This window comes from Cytophagaceae bacterium ABcell3, from assembly GCA_030913385.1.
Taxonomy (GTDB): domain Bacteria; phylum Bacteroidota; class Bacteroidia; order Cytophagales; family Cytophagaceae; genus ABcell3.
In genome coordinates, this window is the sequence record CP133159.1 from 519,164 (window position 1) to 537,458 (window position 18,295).

Here is an 18,295-nt window from a genome sequence, read left to right on the forward strand (position 1 = left end):
TTATTTATGATTTATAAAATTTACTCTCTATTTTTAATATTTAAAGCAAGTTAGCTTTACGTTCATGTACAAAACAAATAAATATGAAAATTAACAATTTGTGTTCAATGTTGCTGATCGGAGGTTTTTTTGTTGCTTGCAATGGCCAACAAGAAGAAGCCTCTAATAAAGCAGTTGAAGAAGATTTACCAGAGGAAATCAATTATTCATTAAGGATGCACAACCAATCTCTTGACTTAGATCCAGAGGTGGGAGGTAGAATTGCTTCATTGACCATAAATGGCAAGAACTTTTTAACAGGGCCTGAGATCAATGAAGACAACTGGGGGTCTACTTTTTGGCCTGCACCTCAAAGCGCATGGGGATGGCCACCATCTGAACAAATTGATAAAGATCCTTACACTTTTGAAAAAGATGGAGACGTGCTTAGGCTTACCAGTAAAAAAGATGAGCAACAAGGAATTCTCCTAACCAAAGAGTTTGAAGCTTCAGAGGCTGATACAAGTTTTATAATCAATTACACCATGACCAACGAATCAGGGGAGGATCTTTCTGTTGCCCCTTGGGAAATCAGTAGGGTAGCACCTGGTGGCCTCACTTTCTATCCTACAGGAGAAGGGGAAAAAAGGGGGGATCTGGTACCTTTGATGAAAGATACGCTAGGGGTTACCTGGTTTGAGTATGATGTGGAGAAAATACCTACCGGCGTTCCTAAATTGCTTGCTGATGGCTCAGAAGGGTGGATGGCACAAGTAAACGGAAACTACATTTTGGTTAAAAAATTTAAAGATATCTCTCCAGAGGAAACCGCACCAGAAGAAGGTGAAATTGAAATTTATGCCAATCCAGACAGGACATATATAGAAATTGAGCAACAAGGAGCTTATGAAACCTTGGCGCCAGATGCCTCAACCACATGGACTGTGCGATGGTACTTGAGAGAGCTGCCCGATCATATTTCAGGAGAATCAAGTAATCAGGCATTGTTAGATTTTGTCAGAAACATAGTTGAATAAATAAAAAGCCGGTTTTTACCGGTTTTTTTATGTACCTGCTGAAAATTCATAAGCAGAATGCGAGAGCATTGCTTCATTAATGGCTCTTTTTTTCTAACGACAGCATATACCTCACCTAATAAGTTCCGCTGAAAACTTCTTTTGACTCAAGTAAAATCTTTGTGCTTTTATATAGAAGCTTATTAACCTAATTTTTATATAGCCATCATTATATATTTCAGGTTAAAAGTCCCGTATCAACCTAATGTTTAGTTGAGTGATAAGACCTTGAAAAGTTTCATCTGACCTGAAGAGGCTCAATGGGGTGTACTCGCCTCTTAGCCTAAATAACCTACCCGACTTTGGTAAATATGCGAGTTCACCAGTAATAATAGGTGTAACATAGGCAAAAGAATAAGGCACAGGTCGCATGTTATTGATCCAACTATTTATGAAGCTAAGAAAAGCACCAGCTCCCATTCCGAACCCAAAAGTTCTACTTGATTTGTCCGACGATCCTGCGCCATATCTGGCTGTTAATAATAGGGGAATATCTGTAGCGACCGTTGCGGACAAAGAACCCATAGACAGTCCGGGATTAAAGCCAAAGACTATTTCATTGTTGGGTGAATGTATGGGTATATGGGCTGAGACCATCGCGTTAAAAATAAAACGGTCTTCAACTACAGGCTCATAAACCGGGCTTGTCACATCTGCTCCTCTAAAGCTGATAAATTGTATGCCAGTACCTATCTCAAAATTTTGCCCGTAAGAGATTACATTTATAGTGGATAATATAAATAAGATAAAGAATTTCTTCATTGATTGTATAACTTATCTTTATTAAGTTTATTGGATAATAAAATCCAAAACTTATGGCCATTATTAGAGAAGTACGTGGTAAAAAGCCTTTAGTAGGTAAAAATGTTTATATAGCTGACAATGCCACCATTGTAGGAGAAGTAGAAACAGGAGATGAGTGTTCTTTTTGGTTCAATTCAGTTGTGCGTGGTGACGTTCATTATATAAAAATGGGTGACCGGGTAAATGTCCAGGATGGGGCGGTAATCCATTGTACTTATGAAACAGCACCTACAAATATTGGAAACAATGTTTCTATAGGCCATAATGCTATTGTTCACGGATGCACTATAGAAGACAATGTCTTGATCGGAATGGGTGCTATTGTCATGGATCATGCAGTTATTGGAAAAAACTCTCTGATTGCGGCCGGTGCGGTTGTTTTAGAAAATACCATAGTGGAGCCAGGAAGCATTTATGCGGGTGTTCCTGCCAAAAAAGTGAAGGAAGTAGGGCAGGAGCATATGGAAGGACTGATAGGAAGGATAGCTGGAAATTATGTCATGTACTCCGGATGGTTTAAAGAAGAAGACAACAAAGGAAAGTAGCCGCTTGTAATTATTGACTTTTTTAACCTGAATTATGCGATATGTGAGCGAAGCGGCTGATTTGAAGTTATTTTGCTACGTAATAGAAAGTTCTATTGCATATTTCAGATTTAATGCACCATAAGGCCATTCATCTTGTTTCTTACATAATGAATGGCTTTGCCATTTTTATTTGTTAATTTTCTCCCCCTTTTCAAGAATATATAATTTACTAGATGGAACAGGAAAAAAAATTGTTTTTAATTGATGCAATGGCGTTGATATACCGTGCGCATTTTGCATTCAGTAAGAACCCCCGTATAACTTCTACTGGCATCAACACAAGTGCTATTTTTGGATTTACCAATTCATTGCTTGAGGTTTTATTTAAAGAAAAGCCTAGTCATATTGGAGTGGCAATAGATACGGCGGCTCCCACTTTCAGGCATGAAAACTTTAAAGAGTATAAAGCCAATCGTCAGGAGCAACCCGAAGATATCTCTATAGCCATTCCATACGTGAAAAAACTCTTGGATTGCTTTAACATTCCTTTGCTTGGTATAGATGGATATGAAGCCGATGATGTCATAGGGACTTTATCTAAAATGGCTTGTAAGGAGGGTTTTCAGGTATATATGATGACCATGGACAAAGATTATTGTCAGCTTGTGAATGACTGCGTATTTCTATATAAACCATCTTATATGGGCAATGGGGTAGAGGTATATGATGTAAACCGGGTTTTAGAAAGGTTTAATGTAGAAAAAGTTGATCAGGTAAGGGATATTTTAGGCCTTCAGGGCGACGCTAGTGACAACATACCTGGAATACCGGGTGTAGGGGAGAAAACCGCACAGAAGCTTATAAAGGAGTTTGGAAATGTGGAAAATTTGATTGACAATGCAGAATCCTTAAAAGGTAAGTTGAAAGAAAGGATTATAGAGCATGGCGCTCAAGGTGTTTTGTCCAAAGAACTTGCCACCATCTATACAGAAGTACCTGTTACATTTGATGAAGAGGTTTTTCGGTATAAAGGGCCAGACGAAGAAAAAGTGGGTGCTTTTTGCGATGAGTTGGAATTTCGTACCCTTCGAAAAAGGATACTAGGTGATGGAGGAGAAACGGAAAAAAAACCGGTTAGGTCTACTAAGTCCGAAGGTAATCAGATGTCTTTGTTTGCTGATACTGCCGAAGAAACTAAAACGGAAGAGGAAGTAGTAACAGCTAAAGATACCATTGATACGGTTGTCCATGATTACCATTTAATGGATACCCCTGAACTTCAAGAGCAGCTTTTGGAGTATTTGCTATTGCAGAAAGAAGTCAGTTTTGATACAGAGACTACTGGACTTGAGGCTTATGAGGCGGAGATGATCGGAATCGCCTTTTCATACCGCGCACAAGAAGCTTACTATGTACCAGTGCCTTTGGAGAGAGATCAGGCCAAGCAGGTTATTGATAGGTTTAAGCCATTTTTTGAAAACAAAGAAATTGTGAAAATTGGCCAGAACCTAAAGTATGACCTTATTGTCTTGGAAAAATATGGAGTTCACGTGGCTGGGACTTTGTTTGATACTATGTTGGCCCATTACCTGATCGAACCTGACATGAGGCACAGTATGGATTTGTTGGCTGAAGCTTATCTTAACTATGTCCCTGTTTCAATAGAATCTTTGATAGGAAAGAAAGGCGTGAGGCAGAAGAACATGAAGGATATACCGGTAGACAAAGTTGCTGCCTATGCTGCTGAGGATGCTGATATTACCTTTTGTCTCAAACAACAGTTGGAACCCTTGTTGAAAGAGCAAGGTACTAGGAAGCTTTTTGATGAGGTTGAAATTCCTTTGCTTTCTGTATTGGCAGAAATGGAATGTGCCGGTGTAAAAATTGACAAAGACGCATTAAAAGAATTTTCTGAAGTCTTGGAAAAAGAAGTTTCTGCCATTGAAAAGTTGATCTATGAAGAGGCTGGGGCAGAGTTTAACATAGCTTCTCCAAAGCAACTTGGAGAGATACTTTTCGACAAGTTAAAAATTGATCCTAAAGCAAAAAAGACCAAGAAGTCAGGTCAGTATGCCACAGGCGAGGAGGTACTTTCTAAACTGGCAGAAGAGCATACCATTGCACGTCAAATTTTAGAATACCGTGAGCTTCAAAAGTTGAAGAGCACTTATGTAGATGCGCTTCCGCTGTTGATCAGTCCGCGCGATGGAAGGATTCATACATCTTACAACCAGGCAGTGGCCGCTACCGGACGTTTGAGCTCTACCAACCCTAACTTGCAGAACATTCCTATTAGGACAGACAGGGGTAGGGAAATAAGAAAAGCTTTTGTGCCAAGAAATGATGATTTTTTGATACTTGCGGCTGACTACTCTCAGATAGAACTGCGAATTATGGCTTCCTTTAGTAAAGAAGCCAATATGGTGGAAGCTTTTAGGCAAGGAAGGGATATTCATACGACGACAGCAAGTAAAGTGTACAAAGTCTCTCAGGAAGAGGTTACTTCTGAAATGCGTCGGAAAGCTAAAATGGTCAACTTTGGTATTATATACGGCATTTCTCCTTTTGGTCTTTCACAGCGTTTGAACATACCAAGGAAAGAGGCTGCTGATATTATCGATGCTTACTTTACGGAATTTCCTGCCATAAAATCGTATATGGATGAGGTGGTAAATTTTGCCCGTGAACATCAATATGTTGAAACGATCTTGGGCAGAAGACGGTATTTGCGTGATATTAACTCTCGTAACATGACTATGAGGGGCTATGCAGAAAGGAACGCGATCAATGCACCTATTCAGGGAAGTGCGGCAGATATGATCAAAGTAGCCATGGTCAATATCCATGAATGGCTGAAGAAAGAAAAGCTACAATCTAAAATGGTCATGCAAGTGCATGATGAACTTGTCTTTGACGTATATAAAGATGAAGTGGATTATGTAAAGCAGAAGGTGGAATATTTTATGCAAAATGCCATTAGCATGGAAGTACCCTTAGAAGTGGGTATGGGTGTAGGAGATAATTGGTTAAAAGCACATTAAGAAGAGGGAAAAGAGAACAATAAATGAGTTGAGAGTAACTTTTTTCTTAATTTATCGGCTCAACAGATTTAAGAAAAAAAGGCGGTATAACCGCCTTTTTTTATATTTTATCAAATCCTGTATAAGGAACCAATACCTCAGGAATTTTAATTCCGTCCGGAGTTTGGTTGTTTTCTAGTAGAGCAGCTACAATTCTTGGCAGTGCGAGCGCACTTCCATTTAAGGTATGCAATAGCTTAGTTTTACCTTCAGATTTATATCTAAGTTTCAAACGATTTGACTGATAAGTCTCAAAATTACTTACAGAGCTTACTTCCAGCCACCTTTTTTGTGCGGCGGAGTAAACTTCAAAATCAAATGTAAGGGCAGAAGTAAAACTTAAATCTCCTCCACAAAGTCTTAATATCCTATAAGGCAGGTTTAGGCTTTTCAGTAAACCTTGTACATGGTTTTTCATTTCTTCAAGAACTTCGTACGACTTTTCCGGAAGGGTGATCTGTACAATTTCCACTTTGTCAAATTGATGCAAACGGTTTAACCCTCTAACATCTGCGCCCCATGAACCAGCTTCACGGCGAAAGCATGGTGTATGCCCTGCATGTTTAACGGGAAGATCATTTTCTTTCAAAATCACATCGCGGTACATGTTGGTAATAGGAACTTCAGCCGTAGGTATTAAATATTGATTATCAGCCTCCATGTGGTACATTTGGCCATCCTTGTCAGGTAGTTGACCAGTTCCAAAACCAGAATCTGGGTTTATGACAACAGGCGCTTGTATTTCTACATAACCAGCTTCTTCTGCCTTATCCAAGCAATAGCTGATAATGGCCCTTTGTAATCTTGCACCTTTACCTTTATAAAAAGGGAAACCGGCGCCACTCACTTTATTTCCTAGCTCAAAATCTATGATATCGTATTTTTTGATAAGATCCCAATGAGGCAATGCACCTTCAGAAAGTTCTGGGAGATTTTCTACTTGAAATTCAGTGACATTATCTTCTGCACTTTTGCCTGCTGGAACTGATTCATGGGGTAGGTTTGGCAAAAGTACCAATAGTTCATGAAGTTCTGTTTCGTAAGTGTTCAGCTTATCGCCTAGCGTTTTGGCCTTATTTTTTAATTCTGTTGTTTCTTGCTTAATCTTTTCAGCTTCATCTTTTTTTCCTTCCTTCATCAGAAGGCCTATTTTTTTGGAAATTGACTTAGAGTTAGCAAGAACAGCATCCAACTCATGTTGGGTTTCTCTGCGCTGTTTATCAACTTCTATGACTTTTTGAGTGATTTCTTCGGCTTGCTGGAAATTTTTTTTCCGTAGGCCTGCTAAAACTGCTGCGGTATTTTCTTTTATTTCAGAGACTAATAACATAATATATGATCTTCAGATAATGGTGCAAAATTATATTTTTTCGAAACAAATACCGTTATTTTTTAAAAATAGGACTAAAACAAATGAATTTTTTTAGTTAAAAAAAGATTATGCCTACATATAAAACATCAAAGGTTTTAATCCGTAATAGAAACAGATGTTGACAAATTAAATTTAAAATTTGTTTCTTATAAATACTTGATTTAATATTGCATTACCAATAACAATTTTTGAGCTTAATCTAAACAAGTTCATTTCTTTTTAGTTTTAAACATAACCTTACTGAAATCAAATTTTAATCTTATCGGGGCGTAAGATCATTGCGTCGTGTATTTTATTTTTAAATCCGGAAGATTTATAGTAATACTATTATATATTCATTTATGTATAACATTGAAGAATTAGAAGTGCGGCTATTATCCGAGCTGAAGGAGATAGCTGAGGAAATGGGGATTGATAATTATAAAAAGTTACAGAAGAAAGATCTTATTTATAAGATACTCGATCAGCAGGCTGTGATGCCAGAGAGCCAAATCCCAGAGAAAAAAACCAGAACAGCTACAAAAGCACGCCAAGAGGTTACCCAAGAAGCAGGCGAAGAAAGAGTTAGGAGACCGCGGGTGAAAAGGGTGAATGTAAAACAAATGGATCCTTCTGATGCAGATATCTTGGCTGCTGAAAATGGTAATGGAGACGAAGACATCAAACCTAAGGCAAAAGAGAAAGAAAAGGAAAACCCAACCAGTAAAGAACCTACTGGCGAGAAGGAGCAGAAAGAAATCAGGGAAGCATCATCGGGGTCAAGTAGGGGGCGTCGCAATTCTTCATCCGCACAGCAAAATGCAAGCATTCGTGAATTTGATGGTATTATAGTTAACTCAGGTGTTCTGGAAATTATGCAGGATGGATACGGTTTCCTTCGCTCTGCAGATTATAATTTCCTCGCCAGCCCTGATGATATTTATGTTTCTCCTTCTCAAATCAAGTTATTTAACTTAAAAACCGGAGATACAGTAAAAGGGCAGATAAGACCTCCAAAAGAAGGAGAAAAATATTTCGCCTTGTTAAGGGTTGAAAGTGTTAACGGAAAGACTACAGAAGAAATTCGTGACCGCATACCTTTTGAATACCTTACCCCACTTTTCCCTAATGAAAGATTAAACTTAAGCACACGCAACAATCAACTTTCTACCCGTATACTGGATCTTTTTGCCCCTATAGGTAAAGGTCAAAGAGGTATGATTGTAGCCCAGCCAAAGACTGGTAAAACAGTTCTTCTGAAAGAAATTGCCAACGCAATTGCAGAAAATCATCCAGAAGTTCATTTAATGATCCTTTTGATCGATGAGAGACCGGAAGAAGTAACTGATATGGCCAGAAATGTTAAGGCTGAAGTTATCTCATCTACTTTTGATGAAACAGCAGACAGACATGTGAAGATTGCCAGCATTGTTTTGGAAAAAGCAAAAAGAATGGTAGAGTGTGGACATGATGTTGTTGTCCTGCTAGACTCTATTACCAGGCTTGCCAGGGCTTATAACACAGTTGTACCTTCTTCAGGAAAAATACTTTCTGGTGGTGTTGATGCCAATGCCTTGCATAAACCTAAAAGGTTTTTCGGAGCGGCTAGAAATGTCGAGCATGGAGGTTCATTGACTATTATAGCCACTGCCCTTATTGAAACCGGTTCTAAAATGGACGAGGTTATCTTTGAAGAATTTAAGGGTACTGGTAACATGGAGCTTCAACTAGATAGAAAACTTTCTAACAAGAGGGTTTACCCTGCTATCGACGTTCCTGCTTCTGGTACTAGAAGAGAAGACCTGTTGATGGACAAAGACGAGCTTTCAAGAGTTTGGATCCTCAGAAAGTTTATGTCAGATATGACATCTATGGAAGCTATGGAATTTTTGATAGACAGAATGAAAAACACCAAAGACAATTCAGAGTTTTTGGTTTCCATGAACAATTAAATGAGCATAAACTTATAATAGTATACAAAAGGAGCAGAGAGATTTGCTCCTTTTTTTGGTATCAAATTTTCTTGTTCTAGAAAGGTGATATGTTTAATAATAGCTTCTGAAGAAGCAACCTTTGTTACAGGGAGTTTGTACAAAGTTGAGGGTGAAATGACATACAGGCTTGGTAGGTGAAAAAGCTTGCGACGAAGTTAAGGAATACCCTAAAGATAAACTCATACTTAAGAATGAAGTAAAGCCAGAGCAGACGTACACTGTTCAAAAAAATTTTTTCGGGCCCTCCGGCCCTTTTTTATTATTAATGAATTGTATCGGTTTTATATTCTAAAATGAGACATCTGGAAACTTTCATTAATCTTGTATAACTTCTTTAAGTCTTTCTTTAGCTTCTGATTCGCTACCTTTTTCTGGTTTATTTTCATTATTATTTATAATTTCATATGTATCAATGTTTTCAATAATTCGCTTTATTTCCATACGGCTTTTTTCAGTTACTATTTGTTGTCTTTGGTTAAGTTCTAAAGTATCATTGTAATTTAGCTCTCTTCCCAATTTTTCCATCCAATCATTTACTTTTGGAGGAAAACCTCCTGCAATAGCATTGCTCCTTTTTTCTTCAATTAGAGTAATGTAAAAGTCATTTTCCATTAAAAAGTACCCTGAAAAAGTAGAAGGTATGCTATCTCTAGTGAGCAGTTTATGTTTATGCCAGATTACATAAGTTTCTGAGTCAGGGACTTTTTTACCTTTTCGTGAAGTATAACCTTCTTGAAAATGATCAAATGCTATTTCCTCATAACTTTTAGGATATAAGGCATATTTTTGAATCCATTGTTTAACAGAATTTTCAGCTTTTTCCTGTTTTTCTTCCAATTCTTTTATCTCTTCTTCTGATAAGAAACTTATACAGCTCGTGTTTATAAGGAGTAATGCGATGAAAATAATGGAAGGTTTCATAAAGTGTTTAGGTTTTATAAAATCAATATACCATATTTTTAATATTAATCCATTTAGTATAATATAGCTTTATCAAGCAGCACTTTATGTTTTGCTCTTATACTTTTCTGTTCTGCAGTTCATGTTCGCTTTTCCTTTATAACCATCAAAAGGAATGCCCTTACTGCATATATAAACATATATCTATCTCACAGGGTAATTTTTATAAAGGATAGAAAATATAGGAAAGTATGAGATTTGAAGGAAAAGTGGCTATTGTTACAGGAGGTGCTACAGGTATTGGTGAGGCGGTTGCTAAAAAGATCGCTTCTGAAGGTGGTAAAATTATTATAGTAGGTCTGTCTGATGACCCTGTTAAGGAAGTTGTTGATGAAATTAGAGAGGATTATAAGGCAGAAGCTATTGGGTTGATCAAAGACCTTGGAAATAAAAAAGAGGCTAAAGAAGTTGTAGAAGCAGCCATAGACAGGTTTGGCAAGTTAGATGTGTTAATTTCTAATGCGAGTATATTGCCAGAATACAGTCCGTTGGCAGCGTATGAGGACGAGAATTTTGAAAACTTGATCCACGCTAATATCAGAAGTACTTATTATACCATTAAGGCAGCTCTGCCGGAATTGAGAAAGTCTAAAGGAAGCATAGTAGCATCTGGCTCTGTGGCTGGTATAGATGGCTTGCCACAGTCAGCTTCTTATGCAGGAACAAAAGCTTTTATACATGCATTTGTTAAATCTGTAGCGGTGGAAGAAGGCCCTAATGGCATACGTGCCAATGTGGTTTGCCCAGGACCAATAACTACAGAAATGACTAGCCCAGAAAAAGGTGCTATGAATGAAGAGTTAAATAAACAAATGAAGAACGGCACTGTTTTCGGACGCAAGGGAACGGCAGAAGAAGCGGCTAATGTGTATGCTTTTCTAGCTTCTGAAGAAGCTACTTTTGTTACAGGTAGTTTGTACAAAGTCGATGGTGCCATGACTCTAACTACTGGCTTGGTAGGCGAAAAAGCTTCCGACGAAGTTAAAGAGAACCCAAAAGGTAAACTCATGCTAAAGCATGAAGTAGAGCCAGAGCAGACGTACACAGTTTAAAAAATTTTCGGGGCCTTCGGCCCCTATTTATTTTGCTATTAAAAAATTTAATGCCAGTTCAATGGTGTTTGCTGGAATATTTACTGATTGGGCTTGAGAAACCATATATGAAAAGGTAAGGTTAAAGTTTCCTGAAAATAAATCTATATCTTCTAAACCTACTAAGAATACATAACCTTGATGAAGTCTGTACATAGTGCCAGCAGATAACTTGTCCTGCATTATAAATACAAGGCCGGAATTTATGGAATAGTAGTTTTGACTCGCTAAAGTAATAGCTGCCATTGGCATAATTTTTAATTGATGGTTGAGCGTAAAGGTGTAATCACCAGTGAAGAGATAGTGGCGGAAGAGTGTAGTTTCCTCATCAATGGGTCTTAGGGTAGCATTGGGAAAGTCATTAATAGAAGCGCCAAAGTGAAAATTGTCACCGTAAAGCCATAAACCAGTATTTCCGGTAAAAGAAATATCACTGCCACTAACGCCTGCGGTAGAGCTTCTATAATTATAACTTACAAAACCTAAAGATGTGCCTGCGGATATAAACGTATTTTCTGATAGTTCTAAATGAAAAGCGTAATTCAAATAGCTGCGAGACCTTCTAAAGTATTCTCCTTCTTTATCTCCAAAAAGGGTAAGACCTAAAACATGCTTTTGGCCGTTCTCAGATACATTTACGTTGGCATTCGCGCTGGTGTAATAAGTATTGACTTGAGAAAAGACCCCCGTTAGCGTTCTGTAACCAGAATGAATGCCTAGATTGGTGTTTGCTCCAATACTAGCTGGGTTTATTAAAGGATAATTTTTATAAAATAAATTGAACTTGTCTGCATAATCTGAAAAATGCTGCGCATGTCCATAATGGTTTATGAGCCATAACTTTAAAAACAGTAAGAATAGGGTGTTTTTTAGCATTTATCGACCTCAGTATCTGTAAAATTTAAAATTTTACATAAATAATGCAATTCATTTTGAAAAGAAATAATAAATTATTGTTTACAACAAAGCTTTCTGAATGTATTGAAGGAAAGTGCTAGAGGAAATGCAAAACACTGATGGAAAAGAAATAATTGACGCTATTAAGTCGGGCAATAATCAGTTTGTATTGGCTAGGTTATATAAAACTGTTCTTCCCAATGTACTTAATTATATAATCAAAAACAGTGGGGACGAGGAGGAGGCTAAGGATATTTTTCAGGACGCTGTTTTGGTGTTTTATAATCAAGTAAAAATGGGAAAGTTCAATGAGAAATATGAAATAGGTGGATTTATCTTTACTGTTGCCAAGAATCTTTGGATTAATCGGGCAAAAAGAAAGAGTCGGATGTCGAGGATGTTAGCTGATACAGATGTGTTTGATGACAATAATGTTTTAAAAGATCTGATAACCAAAGAAAAATCTTCGGCCATTTCTGAAATGCTGGGAAAAATTGATAAAGATTGTAGAAAACTTCTGAGGTATTCCACTTATGAAAAATTGAGCATGAAAGAGATTTGTGCAAAGATGGGTTTTTCAAGTGAAAATGTTGCCAAAACCTATAATTATAGGTGCAAGCAGAAGCTGGTAAAGCTGGTAAAGAATAACCAAAGTGTAATGGAATTATTTAGATCATGAACCCTAGGTATCAACATACTGAAGATATAGACAATTACTTAAATGGAAGAATGTCCGAAGAGGAAAAGAAAACTTTTGAACAAAGGCTTGATTCCGACCCGGATTTCTCCTTAGAAGTTGAGGCGCAGCGTATTGCCAATCAAATGATTATTGGCAGTGAATTAATGGAACTTAAAGAGCAAATGCGTAAAGATTTACGTAATAAGCCTTCTGGCTTCAAGTATACCAGATTTTTTCTTCCTCTTCTCATTACCTTATTGGGTTTGGGGGCTTATGTATATTTAGGTAGCGGTGAAACAATCACAGATAGTAGTGGGGGTGCCCCTATAAAAACAATGCAATACCACGATCTGAAAACTATATTGGAAGATCTTGAGACTAGAGGGAGTATAAATTCAGTAAATGGACCTGTAGAAGAAAGTCCGCATCTTTTAGTAGAGGTTAAAAAGCATACGGTGGATAGTATAACATCTATCAGTAAATCTAAAAATCAACCTGTTGATACTATAGCAAAAGCCACCATTGAAGAAGTGACGAATATAGCTGAACCCTCAAACAATTCTGATATCGATACCACGGGACATCAAAAAATGGAGGATACTTTAAGTACTGAAGGCTCGCCAAAAGAATCAGTAAGCCAAGAAGAGGTAGATCTTTGTGCGTCTATAGACATTTCTGGCAGGGTGGAGGTTAAGGAAACTTGTAGTGGAGAAAATTCTGGAGAAATTGAAATTGTATCAACAAGTTTGACCGGTGGCAAATCGCCTTACCACTTTAGTTTAAATGATACGTCTGCTTTCAAAGATTATGGGAATTTTGCTTATTTACATGCTGGTAACTATAGCATTTATGTAAAAGACGCAAATGGATGCGTTAGTCTTTTGGCAGAAGACATAGAGGTATCAGAGAAAGACTGCCGGAATAATTTAGATTTAACATTTGCTCCATCAAGGGAATACTCTATTAAGGTGCCAGTAAAAGACAATGCTTCTGCCACCTTTAAAGTGTTTTCTAAAACTGGCGCTTTGGTTTATCAATCTAGGGTAGGCAATGGAGGAGTTGATGAATGGGATGGCAATGACCTGAGCGGAAGAGCTGTTTCTTCAGGATATTATATTTTTATTTTAGAATATATGGACGGTAAAACAGAGCAAGGTTCTATTACCATAATGAGATAGAAATGGTAAATTATAAACTCATAATGACAAGCTTTTTGCTGTTCTTTGGCATGAATGTTTTTGCTGAGGGTACCAAAGAAATGCGTCCTGAAAAGGAACACTATGGTGCGCCTATTTTAATTAATCACCATCAGTACACAACGTTCGGTCAGTATGGAGCACCAGATGAACAGCAAATTAAGGTTAAGGTTGGCGCTACTGATGAAGTGGTATACTTTGGGTTTAATAACAGGCGGAAAGAAGGTGGCTTTTTGGAAATTCCGTACAGGTGGGTTTCGCCTTCTGGCATTGTGGTAGTGGAAGGTATTATGCAAGACGAAGGTCAGGGTTGTATAAACACTTGGGAAGAAGCTGTGGCCGGACCAAAGCGATTTTCGGAGCAAGGATATGATGCCCTGTATTTTGAGCCAGAAGAAACCGGAAATTATGTGTTGGAGTTTGACCTTTCTGATAAACCTGAAGAAGAAGCATACCTTTATTTATTTGATATATCTGTAGCCAATGCAGATGGACAAATCGTTCCAGGCAGGTTACATTGCAAAGAGTGGCAGTTGACGACAGAATCGCAAGAAAATGAATATTTTGGTAAAGTTTATCCTTATACTGAAAATGGAGTGGTTTATGAAGTTGACCTTAACCGGATTCAGCCATTTACTTTTGCTTTTTTTGTAAACTCTAAAGGTACTACAGATTCTGGCGATTTCTTTGAAGACCGAAAGTCCCGAATGGGTAAGCATCTTTTGCCGGAATATGATGTATTTTTAAATCCTCCTGATGAAAAACTTTTTCCAACGCAACAATTTAACTTTAAGTATCAAAGTAAAATCAATAAGCAGTCTTGTCCTGGGAGCGATTTTTGTATTGAGTATGAATCAGACATTAGTGGCCATGTAGAAGGGTTTATTGATTTAAACCAGAATGGCGTATTTGACAGTGATACAGATTTTTATTTTTTCAAAGAAGTAAAAGGCGGAGGTGCGGGCTGTATAGAATGGGATGGGCTGGATTTGTCAGGAAGACCTCTGGCAGATCAAGAGTTTCAAGTGTTCTCTGATTTTCGTCATGGCCTGACTAACTTCCTATTGTATGACGTGGAGCATAATAAACATGGCATAAAAGTTCAAATGATACGTCCAGAAGGAGTAAAAAAGCCTCTTTTGTACTGGGATGATTCTTTGATAGAAGATGGGCAAACAGTAGACGGAGACCCTTTGGTCAATACAGACGGGTGTAAGTCGAATGAACTAGGTTGTCATAGATGGGAGAATCGTGGTGGTTTAGAAGGGCCTAGGGTAAACCAAGAAACCATTAACACTTGGTGGTATGCAGGTACTTTTTATGATACTGTGACATTGGATTTTAGTGAAGCATATGCAGTAATTGACCAAAGCTGGGAAAAAAATGTAGCACCTTCGTATCATATTGAAGAACATGGCTGCAATGAAGCATCTTCAGTTATCATTCAACCGGACAATGAAGAGGTAAGATCCTTTCAGTTTACACTAAAAAGAAGAAATTCAAATGATTTATTTACCTCCTCAGATAATATCGTAGATGTGAGTGAAGGTGTGTATGACTTGATTATTACAGATAACGCAAGTTGTGAAGTTAACCTGAGAAACTACATATCAGTGCCCCGTCCATCAAATTGCGATCAAGCCTTTTCGCCTAATGGTGATGGTATTAGTGATACTTATTACATCAGCACTCCCGGAATAGCCAAAATTTACAATAAACAAGGTGTTTTGGTAAAGGAGCTACAAACCCCTACGGAATGGGATGGTACTGATAATATGGGCAGTATTGTGCGTTCGGGTTTGTATGCCATTATCATCAATGGGAATACCGTTTCACATGTTTCGGTAATTAAATAATGGGCTTGGTTTGTAGTGCTGTAGCTGGAGGCTGTAGCGTATAAGGGTTAAATTCAAATTTGGTAGCCACAGGCTGCGTCTTTGTTTGGTAGTACGGGTTGTAAATTGCCACAGATTGTCAGAAGTTCCGCCCCCCTCCTGTTAATTCTATAATCCTGAAAATTCTGATTCAGACAAATAATTCCCGGAGGGTTTTTCCGGAGACAGCTATTTTGTGTGCGAGTGGCCGCTCTATTAATTGTTGGTCGTAGGATCGCTAACGCATAACTTACCACCATAAGATTTCAATGATCGCTGTTACTCTGTCCACACAAATTCCCCTTTAGTATTGATATACCCTTTTTGTTTATTTTTATGGACATAAGCAAGGCCATTGCAAAATGGTAAAGCAATATCAATATGTTTAATGATAAGCTCACCTTGTGGATTAATAAACCCTTTCTTTTTGGATCCAAAATGTTGGACAAGGGAAAGACCCTCGGAAAACCAGAGCGCATATTCAAATTGAGGTTTGATGACCCAATCACCTGAAGAACTTATAAAACCAATACATTCCATTTCCGGATCATATACACCTGCCAAGCCTTCTGAAAATGAAGTTGACTGTAAAGAAACCTGTTCAAACGGAATCTCTCCTTCTTTATTTATAAAGTAATATTCACCAAAATCCCCTTCCCCAGTTACCATTGCGAACCCTTCCGAAAATGGATTAGCCTTAATAAATGGCCCCTCAATTACCGCTTTTCCTTGTGAATCGATGTAATGCAAATTTCCTTCATCTTCATTACCAAACCTTGCAAGTGCCAAACCTTCTGAAAACCGACAATCCATAGGGTCTAATGGAGGCTCACCAAATTGACAAGGTGTAATTTCCTTTCCTAATAAATCTATATATCCATATAAGCCATTGCGTTTTACTAAAGCTCTGCTTTCAGAAAATGGAAAAGCATTTTCATAGATTGGGTCTGTGATAGGATCCCCATTCTTATCAATAAAAAACTTCTTTTTATTATCAGGCAACTTTACAGGAGCATAGCCTTGAGAAAAATAAACAGAAGGAAACATATTGTATAGAGGTAAACCTGAGTAAACAGGTTCTATTACCCACTCACCCGACTCATTGATAAAGCCGGCTAACTCCTTATTGTCAACTTTAACAGATGCAAAAGCAAGCCCATCACTGAATTTCAATGCTTTTTCAAACTGTGGTTGTATAACTAGATCCCCATGTTTATTTATAAAACCAGATTTCCCTTTTACTTTTATTTCAAACAAAGCCATACTTAAATATATATCAATAATTGCTTAGTTTTATCAAACATAGATTAATAATATGTACAAATCAATCCTTATTGTAGAAAACTACTTCATGTTTATCCTCAATTCTGCGATTTTTAATTCGTCCTAGATAAATCTATGAACCAGAATAAACCCTTAAATCCATTAAGGTTTGCGGAGTCTATTTGAAAAAATCTGCCACACCGGCTTGTGTCCTCACAAACCGAAAAAGCATTGCCCCCATTGAGTTGCAGTACGTAAGAAAAGGCACGACGCCACCAGCAAAAAAGCTCTGTCCCCATCCTGTTAATTCTTTAATCCCTGAAAATTCTGATTCAGACAAATAATGCCGGTGGGTTTTGTCGGATACAGCTATGTTGTGTGCGAGCGGATGTTCTATTAATTGTTGGTCGTAGGATCGGTAGTGCTTAACCTACGGCTAAGTTGGTACGTTTTCTAAATGACTTGTCTTCAAACATTTACTACTTAATGGACGTGTTTTAATAAATTGCTTTTGACCTTTTTATCATCTATTTTTGTTCAATATTCATATTTAACTCATACATGTGATGCTTTAATGAATTTTTAGAAAGGCGGTAAAAATATGCCATAAAACAATTTATGTCTTTAGTGGCACCATAATGGGATTTTCATAAAAACAAAGCAGGCATTAGGTCGTAACATTATAAATGGCTAATTGATATGAAAGTATTGCTTGATATAAAAGATAGTAAAGCAGAGTTTGTAATGGAGCTGTTTAACAACCTTTCCGACTATGTAAAGGCAAAACCTCTTACAGAGCCTAAGGCCCAGATGATGGAGGAGTTAGCGAAGCGGTAAAAGAAATGAAGCTAATCAGGGAAGGTAAAAAGAAAGCTAGGAATGCAGACGATTTTTTAAATGAGCTATAATATTAAGACGATTGGTGTTTTTGAAAGGTAGGCTAAAAGGCTTGCAAAAAAACACATCACCCTTAAAAATGACCTGTTGGCTCTTGTTCAGGAGCTTAAAGAAAATCCGGTAAAGGGTACAGCTCTTGGAAATAATTGTTACAAAATACGTATTCCCATTGCCTCTAAAGGAAAAGGAAAGTCTGGGGGTGCACGGGTTATCACTAATTTCGTCATCAGTGAGAAAAACGTATATCTACTTTCTATTTACGATAAATCAGAAAAAGATAACCTCTCTGATAAAGAATTAAAAGAACTGCTTAAAGGCATACCCAAATAAACCTCCATACCTCCCGGATTTGTTATATATTAAAGGTACGAGTTACAAGCTCATACCAGCAGCTGAACAAAAAAAATATAAAGATATCCATCTTTTGCCCCTGCTATTGAAAAACAGGGAAAAGCTAATAGCCAATTGCCACAGATTGTGCGTAGCTCCGCCCCCATCCTGTTAATTCTGTAATCCTGAAAATTCTGATTCAGACATATTGAAGTACGAATAGCAAGCAAGTGCATTCCAGCAGCTGAGCCTAAAGCCACCTAATCCATACCAGGTTATTCCCTTAGAAATCTAAAA

14 protein-coding genes and 1 pseudogene are annotated in these 18,295 nt (G+C 37.6%); 10 read left to right on the forward strand and 5 right to left on the reverse strand.

Annotation, left to right across the window (positions count from 1 at the left end; all coding sequences use genetic code 11):
• Positions 1-83 precede the first annotated feature (83 nt).
• Positions 84-1,016, forward strand: coding sequence for a DUF4380 domain-containing protein (locus RCC89_02225; protein WMJ71993.1), 933 nt, complete (start codon positions 84-86; stop codon positions 1,014-1,016).
• 222 nt (positions 1,017-1,238) lie between these two features.
• Here RCC89_02225 and RCC89_02230 read toward each other — a convergent pair whose 3' ends face one another.
• Entirely contained in the window at positions 1,239-1,817 is a 579-nt protein-coding gene (locus RCC89_02230; GenBank protein WMJ71994.1) for a hypothetical protein, read from the reverse strand.
• A gap of 53 nt (positions 1,818-1,870) precedes the next feature.
• Between RCC89_02230 and RCC89_02235 the strand changes: the two genes are divergently transcribed.
• Both RCC89_02235 and polA read left to right on the forward strand, forming a co-directional pair.
• Positions 1,871-2,404: a gamma carbonic anhydrase family protein gene (locus RCC89_02235; GenBank protein ID WMJ71995.1), complete on the forward strand. Its 534-nt coding sequence runs from the start codon at positions 1,871-1,873 to the stop codon at positions 2,402-2,404.
• A gap of 215 nt (positions 2,405-2,619) precedes the next feature.
• The gene (gene polA, locus RCC89_02240; GenBank protein WMJ71996.1) at positions 2,620-5,427 is read left to right on the forward strand and encodes a DNA polymerase I; all 2,808 of its coding nucleotides are present in this window, start codon (positions 2,620-2,622) and stop codon (positions 5,425-5,427) included.
• Positions 5,428-5,527: 100 nt separating this feature from the next.
• Here the strand turns inward: polA and serS are convergent, their stop codons facing one another.
• Positions 5,528-6,796: a serine--tRNA ligase gene (serS, locus tag RCC89_02245; GenBank protein ID WMJ71997.1), complete on the reverse strand. Its 1,269-nt coding sequence runs from the start codon at positions 6,794-6,796 to the stop codon at positions 5,528-5,530.
• A gap of 383 nt (positions 6,797-7,179) precedes the next feature.
• Between serS and rho the strand changes: the two genes are divergently transcribed.
• Positions 7,180-8,769 (forward strand): transcription termination factor Rho, encoded by a 1,590-nt coding sequence (rho, locus tag RCC89_02250; GenBank protein ID WMJ71998.1) that lies wholly within the window; start codon positions 7,180-7,182, stop codon positions 8,767-8,769.
• 357 nt (positions 8,770-9,126) lie between these two features.
• Here rho and RCC89_02255 read toward each other — a convergent pair whose 3' ends face one another.
• Complete coding sequence (locus RCC89_02255; protein ID WMJ71999.1) at positions 9,127-9,732, reverse strand: hypothetical protein; 606 nt, start codon at positions 9,730-9,732, stop codon at positions 9,127-9,129.
• Positions 9,733-9,962: 230 nt separating this feature from the next.
• On the opposite strand from RCC89_02255, the gene RCC89_02260 reads away from it, so the two are divergent.
• Positions 9,963-10,823, forward strand: a complete 861-nt coding sequence (locus tag RCC89_02260) for an SDR family NAD(P)-dependent oxidoreductase (protein ID WMJ72000.1) — start codon at positions 9,963-9,965, stop codon at positions 10,821-10,823.
• A 27-nt stretch (positions 10,824-10,850) separates the two neighbouring features.
• On the opposite strand, the gene RCC89_02265 is transcribed toward RCC89_02260, so the two are convergent.
• Positions 10,851-11,738, reverse strand: coding sequence for a PorP/SprF family type IX secretion system membrane protein (locus RCC89_02265; GenBank protein ID WMJ72001.1), 888 nt, complete (start codon positions 11,736-11,738; stop codon positions 10,851-10,853).
• 127 nt (positions 11,739-11,865) lie between these two features.
• Here RCC89_02265 and RCC89_02270 point away from each other — a divergent pair, with 127 nt between their 5' ends.
• Genes RCC89_02270 through RCC89_02280 form a run of 3 tightly spaced genes read left to right on the forward strand, consistent with a single transcriptional unit; the run spans position 11,866 to position 15,490 of the window.
• Entirely contained in the window at positions 11,866-12,438 is a 573-nt protein-coding gene (locus tag RCC89_02270) for a sigma-70 family RNA polymerase sigma factor (protein ID WMJ72002.1), read from the forward strand.
• Positions 12,435-13,616 carry a gliding motility-associated C-terminal domain-containing protein gene (locus RCC89_02275; GenBank protein ID WMJ72003.1) on the forward strand — a complete coding sequence of 394 codons (1,182 nt, stop codon included), beginning with the start codon at positions 12,435-12,437 and terminating at the stop codon, positions 13,614-13,616. The genes RCC89_02270 and RCC89_02275 overlap by 4 nt, the downstream gene beginning before the upstream one ends.
• Positions 13,617-13,618: 2 nt before the next feature.
• Complete coding sequence (locus RCC89_02280; protein WMJ72004.1) at positions 13,619-15,490, forward strand: gliding motility-associated C-terminal domain-containing protein; 1,872 nt, start codon at positions 13,619-13,621, stop codon at positions 15,488-15,490.
• Between the two features lie 297 nt (positions 15,491-15,787).
• Here the strand turns inward: RCC89_02280 and RCC89_02285 are convergent, their stop codons facing one another.
• The gene (locus RCC89_02285) at positions 15,788-16,771 is read right to left on the reverse strand and encodes a WG repeat-containing protein (protein WMJ72005.1); all 984 of its coding nucleotides are present in this window, start codon (positions 16,769-16,771) and stop codon (positions 15,788-15,790) included.
• Positions 16,772-17,470: 699 nt separating this feature from the next.
• On the opposite strand from RCC89_02285, the gene RCC89_02290 reads away from it, so the two are divergent.
• Entirely contained in the window at positions 17,471-17,608 is a 138-nt protein-coding gene (locus tag RCC89_02290) for a hypothetical protein (protein WMJ72006.1), read from the forward strand.
• 117 nt (positions 17,609-17,725) lie between these two features.
• A pseudogene (locus tag RCC89_02295) lies at positions 17,726-17,998 on the forward strand (type II toxin-antitoxin system RelE/ParE family toxin).
• Positions 17,999-18,295: the final 297 nt, after the last annotated feature.